The sequence below is a fragment of the Bradyrhizobium sp. McL0615 genome, from assembly GCF_049993905.1.
In the GTDB taxonomy this organism is placed as follows: domain Bacteria; phylum Pseudomonadota; class Alphaproteobacteria; order Rhizobiales; family Xanthobacteraceae; genus Bradyrhizobium.
The window spans coordinates 8,379,876-8,396,161 of record NZ_CP188254.1; the positions used below are offsets into that span (position 1 = coordinate 8,379,876).

At 62.9% G+C, this 16,286-nt stretch carries 15 protein-coding genes and 1 pseudogene; 5 read left to right on the forward strand and 11 right to left on the reverse strand.

The features are described from left to right. Window positions 1-35: 35 nt before the first annotated feature. Window positions 36-1,925, reverse strand: coding sequence for a DEAD/DEAH box helicase (locus ACPPVP_RS40385; protein ID WP_426529263.1), 1,890 nt, complete (start codon window positions 1,923-1,925; stop codon window positions 36-38). Between the two features lie 320 nt (window positions 1,926-2,245). Between ACPPVP_RS40385 and ACPPVP_RS40390 the strand changes: the two genes are divergently transcribed. Continuing rightward, a complete protein-coding gene (locus ACPPVP_RS40390) occupies window positions 2,246-2,965 on the forward strand; it encodes a DNA-3-methyladenine glycosylase I (protein WP_426529265.1) in 720 nt (239 codons plus the stop codon). 184 nt (window positions 2,966-3,149) lie between these two features. Here ACPPVP_RS40390 and ACPPVP_RS40395 read toward each other — a convergent pair whose 3' ends face one another. Then, complete coding sequence (locus ACPPVP_RS40395; protein ID WP_426529267.1) at window positions 3,150-4,382, reverse strand: rhodanese-like domain-containing protein; 1,233 nt, start codon at window positions 4,380-4,382, stop codon at window positions 3,150-3,152. Between the two features lie 168 nt (window positions 4,383-4,550). Here ACPPVP_RS40395 and ACPPVP_RS40400 point away from each other — a divergent pair, with 168 nt between their 5' ends. Then, window positions 4,551-5,474, forward strand: coding sequence for a LysR family transcriptional regulator (locus ACPPVP_RS40400; RefSeq protein ID WP_426529269.1), 924 nt, complete (start codon window positions 4,551-4,553; stop codon window positions 5,472-5,474). 9 nt (window positions 5,475-5,483) lie between these two features. On the opposite strand, the gene ACPPVP_RS40405 is transcribed toward ACPPVP_RS40400, so the two are convergent. Beyond that, entirely contained in the window at window positions 5,484-6,083 is a 600-nt protein-coding gene (locus ACPPVP_RS40405) for a thiamine pyrophosphate-dependent enzyme (RefSeq protein ID WP_426529271.1), read from the reverse strand. Continuing rightward, entirely contained in the window at window positions 6,080-6,646 is a 567-nt protein-coding gene (locus ACPPVP_RS40410; protein ID WP_426529273.1) for a thiamine pyrophosphate-binding protein, read from the reverse strand. Before ACPPVP_RS40410 ends, ACPPVP_RS40405 begins: the two co-directional genes overlap by 4 nt. Window positions 6,647-7,029: 383 nt before the next feature. Here ACPPVP_RS40410 and ACPPVP_RS40415 point away from each other — a divergent pair. Then, window positions 7,030-7,215, forward strand: a pseudogene (locus ACPPVP_RS40415) (ATP-dependent Clp protease adaptor ClpS); the annotation flags it as partial. 309 nt (window positions 7,216-7,524) lie between these two features. Then, the gene (locus tag ACPPVP_RS40420; protein WP_426538322.1) at window positions 7,525-8,772 is read left to right on the forward strand and encodes an AAA family ATPase; all 1,248 of its coding nucleotides are present in this window, start codon (window positions 7,525-7,527) and stop codon (window positions 8,770-8,772) included. Window positions 8,773-8,832: 60 nt separating this feature from the next. On the opposite strand, the gene ACPPVP_RS40425 is transcribed toward ACPPVP_RS40420, so the two are convergent. Then, on the reverse strand, window positions 8,833-9,117 hold the full coding sequence (locus tag ACPPVP_RS40425) for a hypothetical protein (RefSeq protein WP_426529275.1): 285 nt from the start codon (window positions 9,115-9,117) through the stop codon (window positions 8,833-8,835). 178 nt (window positions 9,118-9,295) lie between these two features. On the opposite strand from ACPPVP_RS40425, the gene ACPPVP_RS40430 reads away from it, so the two are divergent. Continuing rightward, window positions 9,296-10,258 carry a VOC family protein gene (locus tag ACPPVP_RS40430; protein ID WP_426529277.1) on the forward strand — a complete coding sequence of 321 codons (963 nt, stop codon included), beginning with the start codon at window positions 9,296-9,298 and terminating at the stop codon, window positions 10,256-10,258. 79 nt (window positions 10,259-10,337) lie between these two features. Here the strand turns inward: ACPPVP_RS40430 and ACPPVP_RS40435 are convergent, their stop codons facing one another. From ACPPVP_RS40435 to ACPPVP_RS40460, 6 genes are all read right to left on the reverse strand, one after another. Next, the gene (locus ACPPVP_RS40435; protein WP_426529279.1) at window positions 10,338-10,472 is read right to left on the reverse strand and encodes a hypothetical protein; all 135 of its coding nucleotides are present in this window, start codon (window positions 10,470-10,472) and stop codon (window positions 10,338-10,340) included. Between the two features lie 52 nt (window positions 10,473-10,524). Beyond that, on the reverse strand, window positions 10,525-10,764 hold the full coding sequence (locus ACPPVP_RS40440) for a hypothetical protein (RefSeq protein WP_426529281.1): 240 nt from the start codon (window positions 10,762-10,764) through the stop codon (window positions 10,525-10,527). Between the two features lie 399 nt (window positions 10,765-11,163). Next, window positions 11,164-11,406: a hypothetical protein gene (locus tag ACPPVP_RS40445; protein ID WP_426529282.1), complete on the reverse strand. Its 243-nt coding sequence runs from the start codon at window positions 11,404-11,406 to the stop codon at window positions 11,164-11,166. A gap of 43 nt (window positions 11,407-11,449) precedes the next feature. Then, a complete protein-coding gene (locus ACPPVP_RS40450; RefSeq protein ID WP_426529284.1) occupies window positions 11,450-12,745 on the reverse strand; it encodes a glycoside hydrolase family 130 protein in 1,296 nt (431 codons plus the stop codon). 39 nt (window positions 12,746-12,784) lie between these two features. Further along, window positions 12,785-15,070 carry a glycosyltransferase family 4 protein gene (locus ACPPVP_RS40455; protein ID WP_426529286.1) on the reverse strand — a complete coding sequence of 762 codons (2,286 nt, stop codon included), beginning with the start codon at window positions 15,068-15,070 and terminating at the stop codon, window positions 12,785-12,787. Next, window positions 15,067-16,002, reverse strand: coding sequence for a class I mannose-6-phosphate isomerase (locus ACPPVP_RS40460; protein WP_426529288.1), 936 nt, complete (start codon window positions 16,000-16,002; stop codon window positions 15,067-15,069). The genes ACPPVP_RS40455 and ACPPVP_RS40460 overlap by 4 nt, the downstream gene beginning before the upstream one ends. Window positions 16,003-16,286: the final 284 nt, after the last annotated feature.

Here is a 16,286-nt window from a genome sequence, read left to right on the forward strand (position 1 = left end):
TCGGCGGCAGCGGCTCTGGATGGAGATCCCGCCGGCTAACCGCGAAACTTCTTCTTTTTCTTCTTGCCGAACGCGGGCTTTGCGGACGCTCCAGTTTCATGGCGCGGCTTTCCCGCGTGCGCCGGCTCGCCCCGATCCCGCCTTTTGGTATCGTAACCTGGCTTCTTGTCAAACGCCGGCTTGTCGGAGGTCCTTGCGTTTTTGCCGTGCGGCTTTGGCGTCCATTCCTTCTCGCGGACCTCCCCGCGCGGCGCATCTTTCATCGCCTCGATGCGGATATTGTCTTCCTTGTCAGGACGGCGGATCTTGACGGCAAAGGATTCCGCGGCACGGGCGGAAATCTCGAATTCGGTGGTGGTGTCCATGATGCGGATGGCACCGATATCGGACTTGTCGATGCCGCCGCGTCGACAGATCATCGGCAACAGCCAGCGCGCCTCCGCGTTCTTCCGGCTGCCGATGGAGGCGCTGAACCAGACGCTGCCTTCGCCCATGCCGTGACGCGCCGGTGACTTCCCCTTCTTCGGTCGTGGCGCAGTGCTGCGATCGTCGCCGCGCGGCGAGCGGCCTTCCCTTTCCCGGCCGCGATCCTCGCGGGACCGGCCACTGCCCTGCCCGGGATCGAGAATGTCCTCCGGCGACGGCAGCCGCGCGCGATAAAGCCGCGCCAGCGCCGCGGCGATGTCCTCCGCCGAGCGCTCGGCGAGCAAGGCCTGCGCCAGCGCCAGATCCTCAGGCGTCGTCTCTTCCGTCAACAGGGCATCTTTCAGCATGCGCTCCTGATCGAGCTTGCGGATTTCGTCAGGCTGGGGCGCCGTGCCCCAGACCGTGTCGATGCCGGCCAGGTTCAGCAGCACCTCGGCGCGCCGCCTGCGCGCCGGCGGCACCAAAATGATGCTGACACCCTTGCGGCCCGCGCGGCCGGTACGGCCGGAGCGATGCTGCATGACTTCCGGATCGTTCGGAATGTCGGCGTGAATGACGAGGTCGAGGTTCGGCAGATCGATGCCGCGCGCGGCGACGTCGGTCGCCACACAGACGCGGGCGCGGCCATCCCGCAACGCCTGCAGTGCCTGGGTTCGTTCGTTCTGGGTCAGTTCGCCCGACAGCGCGACCACGGAGAAGCCGCGCTCCAGCAGCGTCGCCTGCAGATGCCGGACGGCTTCCCGCGTGTTGCAAAACACCAGCGCGCTCGGCGATTCGTAGAATCGCAGAATATTGACGACGGCATGCTCGACATCACCGGCCGCGATCCGGATCGCGCGATACTCGATGTCGGCGTGGCCGCCCTCGTCGCCCGCGACTTCGACACGAAAGGCCTGCTGCTGGTATTCCTTCGCCAGCGCGATGATGCCGCGCGGCAGGGTCGCCGAAAACAATAGTGTGCGGCGATCTTCCGGCGTGGCTTGCAGGATGAATTCCATGTCCTCGCGAAAGCCGAGATCGAGCATCTCGTCGGCCTCGTCGAGCACGATCGCCGTCAGTTCCGAAACGTCGAGCCGGCCGCGCCGCAGATGGTCGCAGAGCCGGCCGGGCGTGCCGACCACGATGTGGGCGCCCGCGGCGAGCTCACGCTGCTCGCGGCGCGGATCCATGCCGCCGACGCAGGAGACCACGCGCGCATCGGCATATTGATAGAGCCAGGCGAGCTCGCGATGCACCTGAAGCGCGAGCTCGCGCGTCGGCGCGACGATCAGCGCAAGCGGAGCCGCGGCGCGCTCGAACCGCTCGGCGCCATCCAGCAGGTTGTTCGCAAGCGCCAGGCCATAGGCGACCGTTTTGCCGGAGCCGGTCTGCGCCGAAACCAGCAGGTCACGGCCGGCGGCATCGTCGGCCAGCACCGCGGTCTGGACCTGCGTCAGCCGATCGAAGTTGCGTTCCGCCAAAGCTCGGGCGAGCGGCGGATGGGTGGGCAATAATGTCACGAGATGTCAGACCTTAGGTTGGCTCTATCAGCCGGAAATGTTGAATACCGCCTCGAACCGAAAATGGCTCGAAGCTGCGCGTTTCACGAAAGCGCAGCCCTACGGCCTGACCGATTTTACTGAGGTTGCAGGTGCTTTAGGCGAAAACCGGCCAATACGCCATCCATTCTTTGCAGATCGGCCGATCACTTCTGCGACGGTTAACCTTTCACGCGGCATGCAGCGACGCTGGGAATCAGGGAATGATCGGCTACACTGCGGTTTTGAGGCGTTTTACGTCTATTTTTCGCATCAGCCGTCGTTCAAGGGGGCCACACACCGTGACCGCGTTCAAAACCATTCGCGCCCGGGCCGAGAAGCGCAAGGGCGGGCCCAAGGCGCTCGCCAGGCTGCTGCCGGCCAAGCCCGACCCGAAAGCACTCGCCCGGCTCGGCGATGACCGGATTCTCGCGGAAATGACCAAGCGGGTGTTTTGCGCAGGCTTTGCCTGGAGCGTGATCGAGAACAAATGGCCGGGCTTTGAGAAGGCGTTTGTCGGCTTCAAACCGGGGCCGCTGTCGCTAAAGCCGGACGAATTCTGGGACGATCTGATGAAGGACACGCGCATCGTCCGCAACGGCGCCAAGATCATGTCGGTGCGCGCCAATGCCAGCTTCGTCCGCGACATCGCCAGGGAGCATGGCAGTTTCGGCAAGTTCCTCGCGAACTGGCCCTCATCAGAGGAGACCGGCCTGCTTGAACTGCTGGCCAAGCGCGGCAGCCGGCTCGGCGGCAACACCGGGCAGATGATGCTTCGCTTCCTCGGCTGGGACGGATTTGTCACCTCCAGGGACGTCGTGCTGTGCCTCCGCGATGCCGGGCTCGACATCGCCGAGACCGTCACCTCCAAGCGCGATCTCGCCAAGGTGCAGGCGCAGTTCAATGCATGGGCGGACGAAAGCGGGCTCGCTTATGTGCAGATTTCGCGGATCTGCGCGATGTCGATCGGCGAAAATTATGCGGCGGAGAAGCTGGCGAGCATGGTGGGCGGCGACGAATAGCGGCGGGTATCGCTTCCGCCCTCTCTCGTCGTCCCTGCGAACGCAGGGACCCATACGCCGCGGCGGCAATTGTTTTGCAAGTTGTCAGCCATCGCGTTTCCACCGAGAGCACGACGCGGTATGGGTCCCTGCGTTCGCAGGGACGACACCTTGTCATGCGGCGACTTCTAGGGTTGGCGCAAGCTCAGATCACGAAGAATCCGTGCGTGGCGTCGCGGCGGAGCTGTTCGACGAGGCCGTATTCCCAGTCGAGATAGGCCTGCATCGCGCTTTCCTTGATGTCGGTGCCCTCATAGGGACGGCGGTAGCGGTGTGACGGATCGGGCTTTGGGATCACAAGCGGCAGGCCGATCTCGAGTGTGCCGTCGTAGCCGCCTCCGAGCACACAGGTTTCCCATCCCATCTGCGCGAGCCAGGACGCGGTCATATCGGCGCGGACTTTCAAATTGTCGGTCAGCACGATGCGCGCGCCGCGCACCGGAGCCGCCATGTCGATCTCCTGCACCAGTTGCCCGCCGGGATAATGGCGGAAGCCTGTGAGATGGCCAGCCGTGTATTCCTCCTCCGAGCGGACGTCGAAGCGGTACAGCGTGCGATCGGCCTGCGCCTGCAGCGCCGCCATCTCCGCAAAGCCAATGTGCCTGACACCGGCGCGATAGGCGACGTCGCGCGCATTCGCTTCGCCGCCTGCGATGGCACCGATCTCGCCGCGCTTGTTGGAGCCATGGTCGAGATTCTGCTTGGCCAAGGTCCAGCCGATGGTGCCGTTGCGCAGCGCCCGCACCTTGTTGGTGACGCCGGCATTGATCAGCGACTGGGTGCCGATGATCGAGCGGGTACGGCCGGCGCAATTGACGATGATGGTGGTCTCGGAATCCGGCGCGGCCCGGCCGGCGCGCAGCACCAGCTCCGCGCCGGGCACGCTGATCGAGCCCGGGATATTCATGGTCGCGTATTCGTCGAACCGGCGAACATCGAGGATTTGAATGTTGGCGCCGTCAGCGATCATGGCGCTGACTTCCTCGGCGGCCAGCGAAGGTGTGTGGCGGCGATGTTCCACCAGTTCGCCAAAGGCCTTCGCATAGGAATTGACGTCCTGGAACAGTTCGTAGCCGGCGGACTTCCAGCCCCGCAGCCCGCCGTCGAGCTGGCGGACGTTGCTGTAGCCCAGCGCCGTGAGCCGGTCCGCGGCCTGTCGCACGAGCCCCTCGCCGTCATCATAGATTACGATCGGCGCATCCTTGCGCGGCAGCCGCGCTTCGGCCTCCAGCTCGATCCGGGCGGCCGCCATGTTGGCGGCGAACAGGGGATGGCCGGTGGCGAACGCGGCCTCGTGCCTGACATCGAGCAGCGCGATTTCCTGGCGCAGCAGCAGCGCGGTGCGGACTTCGGACGGGGTAACGGACGGCAAGGTCATGTATCGGGAATTCCAGGTGTGGATCGTATTTCCATCACTAGCAGCATCGCGCGCGGCCCGTCACGCCCGGCATCGCCATTAACTCTCATGTCATGGGAGCATTGATCTATTGCACGGGCTTGTCCGAAACCGCGTATGATGCTCGCTGCATGAGTATTTAGGCATCCGATGGACCTCAAACAATTGCGCACCTTCCGCGCCGTCGCGGAACTCGGCAGCCTCAGCAAGGCGGCGGACCGGCTGCGTGCCGCCCAGCCGGCGCTGAGCCGGCACATCAAGCTGCTCGAGCACGAGCTTCGCGTCGAGCTTTTCGTGCGCAATGGCCGCGGCATGCTCTTGACCAGCGCCGGCCGGATGCTGCTCGACCGCACCACCGGCCTGATCCGCCAGATTGAGCAGGTCAGCGACGATCTGAAGTCCGCCAACGGCAATCCGTCGGGCCGCGTCATCCTCGGGCTGGTGCCGACAGTCAGCGCGGTGCTGTCCGGACGGTTCGCCCGCCGTGTCATCAACGAATTTCCCGACGTCTCGCTGCGCATCGTGGAGAGCTATGGCGGCCATCTGGTCGAGTGGCTGCACCGCGGCGAAATGGATCTCGCGATCATCTACGGCCCTGCGGTCGATCTGCATCTTCAGGTCCAGTCGATCGGCCGCGAGGATATCGTCGCCGTCGGGCCGCCGGGCTCAGGTCTCAGCAAGCGGAAACAGGTCGATCTCAAATGGCTGGCGAAGCAGAAGCTGATCCTGCCGAGCATCTCGCACGGCCTGCGGGCACTCTTGGAGAAGGCGCTGGCGCGCGAGAAATTGAAGCTCGACGCGATGATCGAGGTCGATTCCTATCGCGCGCAGATCAGCCTGATGGAGGAAGGGCTCGGCTACACGCTGCTGCCACCTTCCGCGATCCGCACCGAAGTGGCAGCGAAACGGCTGGAGATGGCGGCCGTCAGCCCCTCGGTGTCGCGCGAACTGATTCTGGCATCGCCGATCGCCCATCCGCCGTCGATCGCGACGACGACGATTGGGACGCTGATCGTGTCCGAGATCCAGCAGCTCTCCAAGGAAGGGCTGTGGAAGATCAACATGACGGCGTAGCTGCATCCCTTAATTGAACAGCGCCTCGTCTCCCAGCACCGATTGCCGGAAGCGCGTCGTCAGGATGACGCCATCCGCCGGCGGCATCACGAACGCCAGCGCTTCGGGACTGATCTTGATCTGGGCGAAGGCCGTTCCCCGCCCCCCATGCGCGAGGTCGCGCAGTTCGGTGACTTCGGCCATCGTGCGGACGATGCGCGAGGTGCGGATGCCGCAGGCTGTGGCAATCGCGGCAAGGTCGACGCCGGAAGCCGTCGGCGTTTTCTGCATGCCGGTTTCGCCAAAACGCTCATTGTCGAGGACCGCGATCGTCAGATTCTTCGGCGCTTCCACCGCGATGGGCGCCAGCGAGCCGACATTCATCAGCATCTCGCCGTCACCGGTGATGACCATCACCTTGCGCTTCGGCTGCGCCAGCGCCAGCCCGAGCCCGATCATCGAGGCGCCACCCATCGCGCCCCAGAGCGGAAAATTATTGGGATGATCGCCGGCGGCCGAGACATCCCAGTTCGGCGCGCCGAGGCCGGCGATGACCAGGAGATCGGCACGGTCGCGCACGAGTTCGTTGACGACATCGCGGCGATTCAGCAGTGCGTTCGGATTGGTCATTTTCGGGCAAGCTCCTTGAAGTTCTTGGCGCCGAGCACGCGCTGTCCGAGCAGGACCGCGACCGGCTTCCAGGTGTTGAAGGCGAGGTGCGCCGCGCCCTGAACGGTGGCGGCGACCAGATCGGGATCGTCCACCTTGTTCACGATCACGCCCATCGCTTCCAGCGAGGGCCGCGTGCCCTGCCCCATCGGGATCTGCCATGGATTGAACTCGCCCCAATCGCCGCGCATGGTGACGATCATCAACAGCGGCATGTGACAGATCACCGGCAGCGACAGCATGTTGATGCAGTTGCCGACGCCGCTCGACTGCAGCAGCAGCACACCGCGCTCGCCGCCGAGCCAGGCGCCGGCCAACATCGCCACGCCCTCTTCCTCTGTCGTGAGCGTCACGACGCGCGTCTCCGGATCGGCCTCGAAGGAACGGATCAGGCGGCTGTGGCCGGCGTCCGGCACCATCGCGATCTGGCGAATGCCGGCGTCCTTGAGCACGCAGTAGATTTCGTCCGGCCACGTCGGCAGGGCCGGCGCCGCCTCGCTCCGTGATTTTGCTGCTTCCGCCATCGGGCTCCGTTTCCTCTGCAATTTCTGACTTAAGTTGCAGGCAGAATAGATCGCGTCGGGAATTCAAGGAATTTGAATGTGGACATGGCTTCTATCGCAAAATTGAAAGGCTCGAACATCTCGCTGCGGCGATGGTTGTCTGCGCGATGCGGCCGCGCTCGCATTGATTGTATCCCGCTCTTCAGTGGGATCGGATGAGCAGACTGATGCACAGATCGCGCAGCGAAATCTCTCGGTTCGACCCATCAAACAAGAGGTCCTAACCATCGCGAAAGATGGCCGGCCTCCTCGAACAAAACAACCTCGGCGAGCTATCTTGAAATTGTTCTTGATTTGTTCTATTCGATCAGGCAGGCTGCAAACGCTCATTATGGGAGTTTTCGATGGACCGCGTTCAACCCGGCTACGTTCAACTCATTCTTCATGACGACAAAAACACTCCGCAGAATTTTGTAATTGGCTTGCTCCGCTCGGTATTCAGTCAGTCGCCGGCCGACGCCTTTGAGATGATCGTCAGCATCAAAAAGCAAGGAAAGGCGGTTTGCGGCACGTATCCGCGCGCAGTGGCCGAAGCGCTGTTTCATGCTGCGCAGGAGCGCATTCGCGAATCGGGCCATCAACTGCCGATGACGGCCCAGGCCGGTGACGACGTAGACAGCGATCGCTGCAAGCTCTGCGGCAATTTTTCCGCAACTCCACTTCGTTTGATCAATAAGGCTGCGTTGATGTGCGACGACTGTATGTTGGCAACTGCAGAGGAGCTCGGCGCGATCACGGAAACAAAGCGGTTTAACTTTGCCAGCACAGCCATCGATTGGCATTTCGCCGGCACCCCTTACGATCGGCTGGTCTCAACATCGCGACAGTTTCCCGGCCACATGCGCGCCGACGTTCAGGCTGCCGTGGACAAGCTATTTTCCGATCGGCCCATCCGCTTCTTCGGCATTCAGGAGCGCCAACGCTACGAAACACTCACCTTCGCCTTGCTCACGAGTGCTGGACAGGCCGCGCATGCCATTGCGCCGGCGCAATATCATGATGTGGATGTCGGCGAAGCCGAACCGGTCAAATGCCTCGACAATGGATTATGGCTGTGTATCGCCGACGACATGCGCTACACGGTCTTGCTTTCCACGCATCGCGAACATGGCGCGGAAGCAGGCGTTCGCATTGAAATCACGCTGGCCGCCGGAGCGGCAAGCGCGGAGTTTGTCAGACGCAGCTTTGCCGACATCGAGGACGCCGTCAACGCCGCGAATTGCTACCGGGGCAAGATCCTGTCGTTCGACGGCGATACGAATTATCGCGGATGGTCGCGAGGCCTGACGGTTCACAAGCTGCCGCCAGTCGAACGCGCCAACGTAATTCTGCCCGACGCCACACTGAAGCTGCTCGACCGCAACATCCTGAACTTCGTGCAGCATCGCGCAAAGCTGCGCCAGCTCGGTCAATCGACCCGCAAGGGAATCCTGCTCTACGGACCGCCCGGCACCGGAAAGACCCATACCATTCGCTACCTCGCCAGCAACCTGCCCGGGCACACGACGTTGATCATCACGGCCGCGCAGGTTGAGTTGCTCAGAGCCTACACAAACCTCGCTCGCCTGCTGCAGCCGGCGATGGTGGTCATCGAGGACGTCGATCTCATCGCAACCGACCGCGAGATGATGGGGCCTTGCGAAGAGTCCATGCTCAACATGCTTCTCAACGAGATGGACGGATTGAAAGAGGATGCGGACATTCTGTTTGTCCTGACGACCAACCGGCCCGAACAACTCGAGGGCGCACTGGCCGACCGACCTGGCCGGGTCGATCAGGCGATTGAAATTCCGCTGCCGGATGATACCGGCCGAAGGAAGCTGATTAAGCTCTACGGCAAGGGTCTGCGGCTCGACGAATCCCTGATCGACGAGGCCGTCCGGCGGACCAGAGGCGTCAGCGCCGCCTTCATCAAGGAGTTGATGCGGCGCACCGCACAAGCCGGTATCGGCCGCGATGGCGGCGCGACAATCGGGTCAGCCGATCTCGGCGAAGCGCTCGATGACATGCTGTTTGCAAGCGGCAAGCTCAATATCAAGCTGCTCGGAGGTCCCCAGCAAGCCCGGCCTGAGATGGTCAATGGATGAACGAACTGCGGCACCGACATCGTTCGAAACGGCGTCAGGCGTTGGCACCTGAGCTTCACTTCACTTGGGCTTCGAGTCCGGCGGGCAATCGGGAGACACCTTCAGCGGCTTGCCGCCGCTCTGCACCGTCGGCGCGGCGGAATTTGCGCCGCCGGCTTCCGGCAGTATCGCGCTCTTTTCGACGGACATCGAATTCGCGGTCTTCTCCTCGCCGCTTCCCGTTGTTGCCGCCGGTGACGTCGTGCAAGCCGTCTCCGGCTTCGCGTCCGATGTCGCGGTGGACTGGGCGGCTGCGGCGCTCACGCTCAACAGCCCGGCGACGATCGCTGCCGCGACGCGCATCATGGTGATCTCCAAACGTTGAAATGGCTTGCGAGGGGCAAACGTCCCGCCGCAACGATGGTTCCGGGATGGTCATCGCGACATTGCGACAACCGGCGGTCAGGCCGTATGTTGGGACTATGGCAAGCGATCAGATCGACGCAAGATTTGCGTCCTTAACCGGTCGTCAAAGGGAGCTTTCATGACCATCGACCTGACCCGCCGCACGCTGCTTCACCTCGCCGGCGCCTCATCGCTGACGGCAGCAGCCGTCGTCGCAGCGCAGGCAGAAGGTATGGCAGGCAGCGGGCCGACCTTTGCCAACCGGACGCCGATGCGGATCGGCATGGTGAACCTGCGGGTGCGAGACCTCGACAAGGTCGCCGATTACTATCGCGACGCGATTGGCCTGACCGTCATGGCGCGCTCGATGATGGGCGCGCTGCTCGGCACGGGCGGCGTGGCGCTGCTCCATCTGCAACGGCGCGAGGGCGCGGCGCGCGAGGCGCGCAACGCGGCAGGGCTCTATCACACCGCATTCCTGATGCCGACGCGCCAGGACCTCGCGCGCTGGCTGGTGCACGCGGCCGCCAACAAGATCCCGCTGTCCGGCTTCGCCGATCACCTCGTCAGCGAATCCGTTTACCTCGACGACCCCGAAGGCAACGGTATCGAGGTCTATGCCGACCGCGCACCCGAAACCTGGAAATGGGATGGCGGCTCGGTTGCGATGGCAACCGACCAGCTCGACATTGACGGCCTGCTGGCGCTGACGGACACGCATACGACCAACTATGCCAAGGCTCCCGATGATCTGCGCATCGGCCACATGCACCTGCGCGTCGGCGACCTCGAACAGGCCGACCGCTTCTATGGCGGCGCCATCGGCTTCGATCCGACCCGCAAGCGCAGCGGCGCCGCGTTCCTTTCCTCGGGACGCTATCACCATCACCTCGGTCTCAACATCTGGCAGAGCGCCGGCGCCGGCCCGCGGGACGAGGCAGCCACCGGGCTTGCGTGGTTTTCGCTTGAGATCGCGGCGGAGGAGATTCTTCAGGCCCAAACGCTACGCCTGCGGCAGGCGAGCGCGCCGGCCGTGGCGATCGAAAACGGCATCGAGACGTCAGATCCCTGGGGCACCAAGGTGCGCCTCATCAAAGTCTGATGCTGTCAGCGGCCGTCGATCAGCCCAGCTTAGATAGACCATGCAACGTGCGGCCGTCCCAGCCAGCCGGCACCAAACACTATTTCTTCTTGCCGGTGCCCAAGGTCGGCTGCCAGCCGCCGGTCTTCTGACTAGGGGCTGCGGCAATCACCTTGATCTTCTCTTTCTTGGGTTTCTTGGATTCCCGGTTGCTTCGTTGCTCGCCTTTGGCCATGTCGATCTCCCCTAAGTTGATGGTGACGCCAAAACTAACACAGACTCGTCGATTAGAGGCGAGGCGCGTCCAGGTCATATCGGACCTTCAACGTCCTGATCAGATCGAGCGTGCGGGTGCGATAGAAATTGTCCGCCTCCGACATTGGCCGGCTGATGCTCGCGCTCCATCCGTAAGCATCATCGAACACGAACATCGTCATTCCGGAAGGCCAGGGACCATGGAGGACCCTTGCCTGCTCGACAATCATGTCCTGGAGCTCATCGGCGGTCTTGAAGGCCCTGACGCTCACGCCTTGCCTCCCGGGCCTCTTGAGGGCGCCCCGCTATCCTTCAAGTTGCAGGAATGCCACCGCCAGCACCAATAAAGGAGGAAACCGCGGGCCGATCCAGTCCGTCAAGCAAAATTGGGACGTTCCATCCGTCGCGGCGGTGTTCCTGTCACCGTAGACGCCATGGGAAACGCGGTGATAATCGACCCTAAGCTCGCGTGGGGGGAATAGCGAGAGCTAAAACGCCTCGGAGACAGTCGCGAGCGCCCTTCTGGCGGCAATGCTCGAACTTGACCTATCCCAACCTCCGTCGCGACTACGGAAGGATCGCTGACGCAATCCCGCCACCTCCAACCCGAAGCAGATCGAAATGTTCGGTCCGAAAGCGGGTCCGATGCGCGGAAAGTGGCCGGGCCTGTCTCAATCGAAGGCCGATGGCAGCTCTCCCTTGCGGAAGATGACCGTCGGCTCGTCATCATAGTCGCCGATCTCGGGATCGCCGGTGGATGAGAAGGCCACAACTCCAAGCTTGCTCAAGGCCAGCCGCTCCGCGGTGCGAAGCGCGCCGCTTGCCGTCTTGCAGGCGATCGGAGCGCCCGCCTTCAGGTTTCCTCCCCGGCCGGCATCGAAGGCCTGAACAAAGTAGCTTGTTTCGCGAGCCATAGCGCTCTCCTTTGAGGATGCAGGCCGCACAGCGATTTCCGGCTCAGGACATCGATCGCAACAACGCGGAAATCTGAATCGTTGCAAAATTGGAGTACGTATCCGATACGGCGTAGGGCAAAATGAGCTGATCTTTGTGCGCCATCGCCCCGCAGGTATAGACCACGTTGGGAACGTAGCCCTCGCGTTCGGATGGTTCGGGCCGCAACAATGGTTCGCTCGAACGCGCCAGCACCTTCGAGGGATCGCGTTTGTCGAGCAGTGCCGCGCCGATCGAATATTTTCGAACCGGGCCGACACCGTGCGTCAACATCAGCCAGCCCTCCGCCAGTTCGACCGGTGATCCGCAGTTGCCGATCTGCACGAACTCCCAGGGAAATTGCGGCTTCAGAATCGCCTGACCGCCTTCCCATCCGTAGAGATCGTCGGAATAGATCAGATAAAGGTTCTCGTTGTCCTGTCGCGCGATCATGGCGTACCTGCCGTCGATTTTGCGCGGGAACAGCGCCATGCCCTTGTTGCGCGCGGCGGCTCCGTGCAGCGGCGTCATCCGAAACGAAAGGAAGTCGGAGGTCTGGATCAGCTCCGATCGGATCGCAGTGCCCCTGTAGGCGGTATAGGTGGCGTAATAGGTCGTCCGGCCGCCATCGCTGAATTGGACGAAGCGCGCGTCTTCGATGCCGTTCGATTGCGATTCCGTCACCGGAAAGATCACGCGTTCGCTGATGTCCGGCGCCGGCTCGAACGCGACTTCGACTTCGTCGCCGACCGGTCCGGCGGTCCGATGCGTGATGCGGGGACTGGTGGCGAGCCGGGCCGTCGGATCGACCCTGATGCTGCCGTCCGCCGCGATGACGCCGGCACGAAACGTCAGCGACGATACGTGCCCTTCGCCGACGGCGCGCAGGCTCAGAATGAAGCGCAGGCTGCCCTTGGCAATTCCCGACTGGTCGGGGTGCGGCACGATGCTTGGATTGAACAGTGCCGACGCTTCGAAGGAATATTCGTGCAGGAAGTAGGCGCCGATCAGCTGGCGTTGCACTTCGGAAAATGTGCAGTGCGCCAGCAGCGCCTCTTCCATTTCGTCGGCCCGGCGCTCAAACGTCTCCAGCAGGTTGCGGTGCCGGCCCTGGAAATTCTCCAGCACATCGGCCAGTTGGCTGGCCGCGGCCTGGGAATCGAGATTGAGAACGCGCTCGACAATATGATTGGCGCGCGTCTTGTCGGTCGGATTGAGATCGCGTGGCTCAGTCGCAGGCTTGAACGGGCGCACGATCACACGCGCAGGATCGGGCCGCAGATAGAGCGCACGTCGATTGACAAAAGTGGCTTGCAACAAAATGTCCTCTGTTCGTATTTGCGTGAGTGGACGCTTAACTCAAGCGCCGATGGCGCGAAGCGCCACGGGGTTGGTCGGGTTAATATTGGCGCGCGCAAGCTGGCGCATCTCGGCCAGCGCCAGCAGATAGGACACCACCGACTCGCCGCCGCGATTTTCATTGGCGCGATCGGGATGCAATCCATCGCGACAACTGCCGGTCTCGGAATCGACGAGCGGAACCGAGAGGTCGTTGCCGCCGAAGAACCAGAAGAAAACCCCGGCCGCGATGGCCTTCCATTCGGCATCGCCGTCCGCGCGCCACGCGGTCAGGCACGCCGCAATCGTTGCGGTGGCTTCCACCGGTTGCTGATCGAAGGCCCCGGGAGGCTTTCGAAGTTCGCCGAAGCTCATCGTACCCACCGGGCGGAAATGCCCGGTCGACGTCGTTTGCAGCGTCATCAACCAGCGCAAGGATCTCAAGCCGGCATCGACATAGGCGGACGTTTGCGTTGCGAGGCCGGTCGCAATCAGGGCCTGCGGCAGGCGCGCATTGTCGTATGCCAGACCTTCCTCGAACCACACCCAGTCTGGTGTCTCAACCAGAGCGAGGGCGGACACCAGCGTGTCGGCAAGAGAATGCCTGATCTCACGGGCGCGCTGATCATCCGGAACTGCGGCGCAATAGGCGTCCAGACCGAGCAGCGTGAAAGCCATCGCGCGAGGCGAGCGAAAGGCCGCGGCGGTCGACAGGGCTTCGGCAAACAAGGCTGCCGCCCATCGACGCCGTGACCGGCTGGCATCCTTCCGCGCGCATTCACCCAAGGCCCACAGGGTTCGCCCGTGACTGTCCTCGGAGCCTTCATCTTCGAGCCAGGTCCGGTTGAAACCCATGAAGTTGCGAAAGCGTCTGGTATCGGGATTCCACGCATGCTGCACAAAGGCGGCAAAGCGGCCGGTCTGGCTTTCCGAAAGCGGATGCTCGCCCGGTTCATTGAGCGCGCAAGCCAACAACAACGCGCGGGCGTTGTCGTCCACGCAGTAACCGTGCGCGCGATCCGGCACCGAATGCACGGCGTGCTGGAACAGGCCGGTATCGTCGCACATCGACAGGAAATGGCCCAATTGCATATCGGGCACCGCGGGGCCATGCGGCGCGATCGCGTCCGGCGCGGCGCGCGCGATCACCTTCAGCCGGTGGCCATGCCGCGCGTTTTCGAAAGCGGTCATGTAGCGCTCGGCCGTGCGCGCCCATGTCATCGACCGGCTGGCGGCGTAGGCGCGCTCGCGCATCGCCTGACGGCGAGGTCCATCAGTCAGCAATGACGCTATTTCGTTGCCGGTCTCTATCGGGTCGCCAAAGGAAACCAGAACGCCGCGGCCGTCGGCCAGCAGTTCGCGCGCATGCCAGTACGGCGTCGAGACCACCGGCTTACCGAGACCGAAGCTGTAGGCCAGCGTGCCCGACGTCATCTGCGCCTCGTTGAGGTAGGGCGTGACGTAGACGTCGCACATTGAAATGAATTCAAGCAGCGTGGCCTGGTCCACGAACTGGTCCAGGAATACGACGTGATCCTCGACGCCAAGTTTGCGCACGCGCGCCATCAGGCTGCCGCGATAGGCCTCGCCCTGATCGCGAACCAGATTGGGATGTGTCGCACCGAGTACCACATAGACTGCGTCCGGCCGCCTTTGCAGGATCGAGGGCATGGCGTCGATCATGACCTCGATGCCCTTGCTGGGGGACAGCAGGCCGAACGTCAGAATCACCGACCGGTTGCTGAATCCGAGTTTGACCTTTGCCACATCCGGCGCGACAAACGGAAAGTCGGGGATGCCGTGGGCGATGACCTCGATCTTGTCATCCGGCACGCGATAGACGTTGCGCAGCAGTTCACGGCCCTTGCTGGCCATCACGATGACCTTCGAGGACATCTCGACGATGCGCTCCATCACCGCGCGCTGACCCGCCGACGGCGCCGCCAGCACCGTGTGCAGCGTCGTGACGACCGGCATGGTCAGGCGTGACAGCAGTTCCAGGATATGAGCCCCGGCTTCGCCGCCGAAAATTCCGAACTCGTGCTGCAGACAGACGATGTCGAACCGGCCGGCGTTGAGAAACGCCGCGGCGCCGACATACTCCTCGATGCTGCCGTCCTTGATCTGCAAAGCGACCGACGCAGGATAGTCATAGACCTGATCATGGTCGGTCATCGCCACGATGCAGGTTTGCAGGCTTGGCCGGGAATTCGAGATCGCGCGTTGCAGGTCGGTCGAAAATGTTGCGATACCGCAGCGGCGAGGCAACGAATTGCCGATCACCGCGATCTTGCGGAGCGGCGTCATGTGTGTGCCTCGGCGAGGCCAGCGAGTTTCGTAAGCTCGGCGGCGGCGAGCTGAGCAGGTCTGGTCGATTGCCCGGAAAGCCTGTGCAAAAGCGAGCCGATCGGACTGCTTGCCGGATACGCGACCAGGGCGCTCAACCCGTTGGCACCGACTTCGATGCTGACGCGACCGCCGCCAACGAAGACCGCCTGCCCGATGGACAGTGCAGCCAATCCGATCGCCGCATGGCCATCGAGCGCGAGAACCCAGGTTTCCGAATCGGCCGTCAGCGCCCAGCTTGAATTCTCGGGCAGCTCAAGCCGCTCAAGCACGAAATGTTGGCTCGCGACCAGAACCGTCCGCTCAGGCGTGAGGCCGACGGGATCACGTGGCGGCCGAAGCGGCCAGGCGTTTGCAACGGCCACGCCATTGTCGATGTGCAGTTCACGCTGCCTGCCATAGTCGAACAGGCGAAATGTCGTATCACTGCGCTGCTGAATCTCGGCGAGCACGATACCGGCGCCGAGTGCATGGATGGTGCCGGCCGGAATGAAGATGACATCGCCTTTCTCAACCGAACGCCATTGAATCAGATCGACGATCGAGCCATTCGTGATCGCGGCGTACAATTCCTGTGGTGTGACCCGTCGATTTAAACCGACGCCGATCTGCGCGTCCGGCTCAGCCGAGATGATGTACCACGCCTCGCTCTTGCCGTTCGGCATCCCCATCGCGCGCGCAAAGGTATCGTCTGGATGGACCTGGATCGACAATGGCGCGCTGGTGAACAGCAGTTTGAGAAGCAAGGCAGGCGACGGCGCATTGCTGTCGGCGCGTTCGAACCAGAGCTCTCCCACCGCATCTCCAGTACCGTCGATGCTGCTCCAGGGCTGGAGATCGCTGACGCCCCAGGGCTTGCGCACGGCCCGCAGGGACGCGTGTTCGATGGACATAGCGTCTCCTGACCCGTAACGCGCACGCCGAAGCGACATGCCGTTGGTCGATATCGTCTGCAGGATTGTGTGGCTAAGCGTTGCGTCTGCCGGACACGCCTTGTTGCGAAACCGGGTACGCTGTTGCTCATATGGATACTGCCGTACCCAATAGCAACCATCACACTGCTATCGCGATCGGATCAGATGCGGCATGAACGCTGACCCTTGCCTTCGCTTTGGGAATTTCCCTCGACATCGTGACGAAAAGAGCGTCTGCTGCACACATCGCCGCCCTTCTCGGT

What these genes read in the sequence shown, in the direction of transcription:
- ACPPVP_RS40410 (WP_426529273.1), bottom strand. Translation starts at nt 6,646, where the DNA reads ATGGCGGAAGCAGCAAAATCACGGAGCGAGGCGGCGCCGGCCCTGCCG.
- ACPPVP_RS40405 (WP_426529271.1), bottom strand. Translation starts at nt 6,083, where the DNA reads ATGACCAATCCGAACGCACTGCTGAATCGCCGCGATGTCGTCAACGAA.
- ACPPVP_RS40460 (WP_426529288.1), bottom strand. Translation starts at nt 16,002, where the DNA reads ATGTCCATCGAACACGCGTCCCTGCGGGCCGTGCGCAAGCCCTGGGGC.
- ACPPVP_RS40435 (WP_426529279.1), bottom strand. Translation starts at nt 10,472, where the DNA reads ATGGCCAAAGGCGAGCAACGAAGCAACCGGGAATCCAAGAAACCCAAG.
- ACPPVP_RS40445 (WP_426529282.1), bottom strand. Translation starts at nt 11,406, where the DNA reads ATGGCTCGCGAAACAAGCTACTTTGTTCAGGCCTTCGATGCCGGCCGG.
- ACPPVP_RS40455 (WP_426529286.1), bottom strand. Translation starts at nt 15,070, where the DNA reads ATGACGCCGCTCCGCAAGATCGCGGTGATCGGCAATTCGTTGCCTCGC.
- ACPPVP_RS40425 (WP_426529275.1), bottom strand. Translation starts at nt 9,117, where the DNA reads ATGATGCGCGTCGCGGCAGCGATCGTCGCCGGGCTGTTGAGCGTGAGC.
- ACPPVP_RS40430 (WP_426529277.1), top strand. Translation starts at nt 9,296, where the DNA reads ATGACCATCGACCTGACCCGCCGCACGCTGCTTCACCTCGCCGGCGCC.
- ACPPVP_RS40420 (WP_426538322.1), top strand. Translation starts at nt 7,525, where the DNA reads ATGCGCGCCGACGTTCAGGCTGCCGTGGACAAGCTATTTTCCGATCGG.
- ACPPVP_RS40395 (WP_426529267.1), bottom strand. Translation starts at nt 4,382, where the DNA reads ATGACCTTGCCGTCCGTTACCCCGTCCGAAGTCCGCACCGCGCTGCTG.
- ACPPVP_RS40400 (WP_426529269.1), top strand. Translation starts at nt 4,551, where the DNA reads ATGGACCTCAAACAATTGCGCACCTTCCGCGCCGTCGCGGAACTCGGC.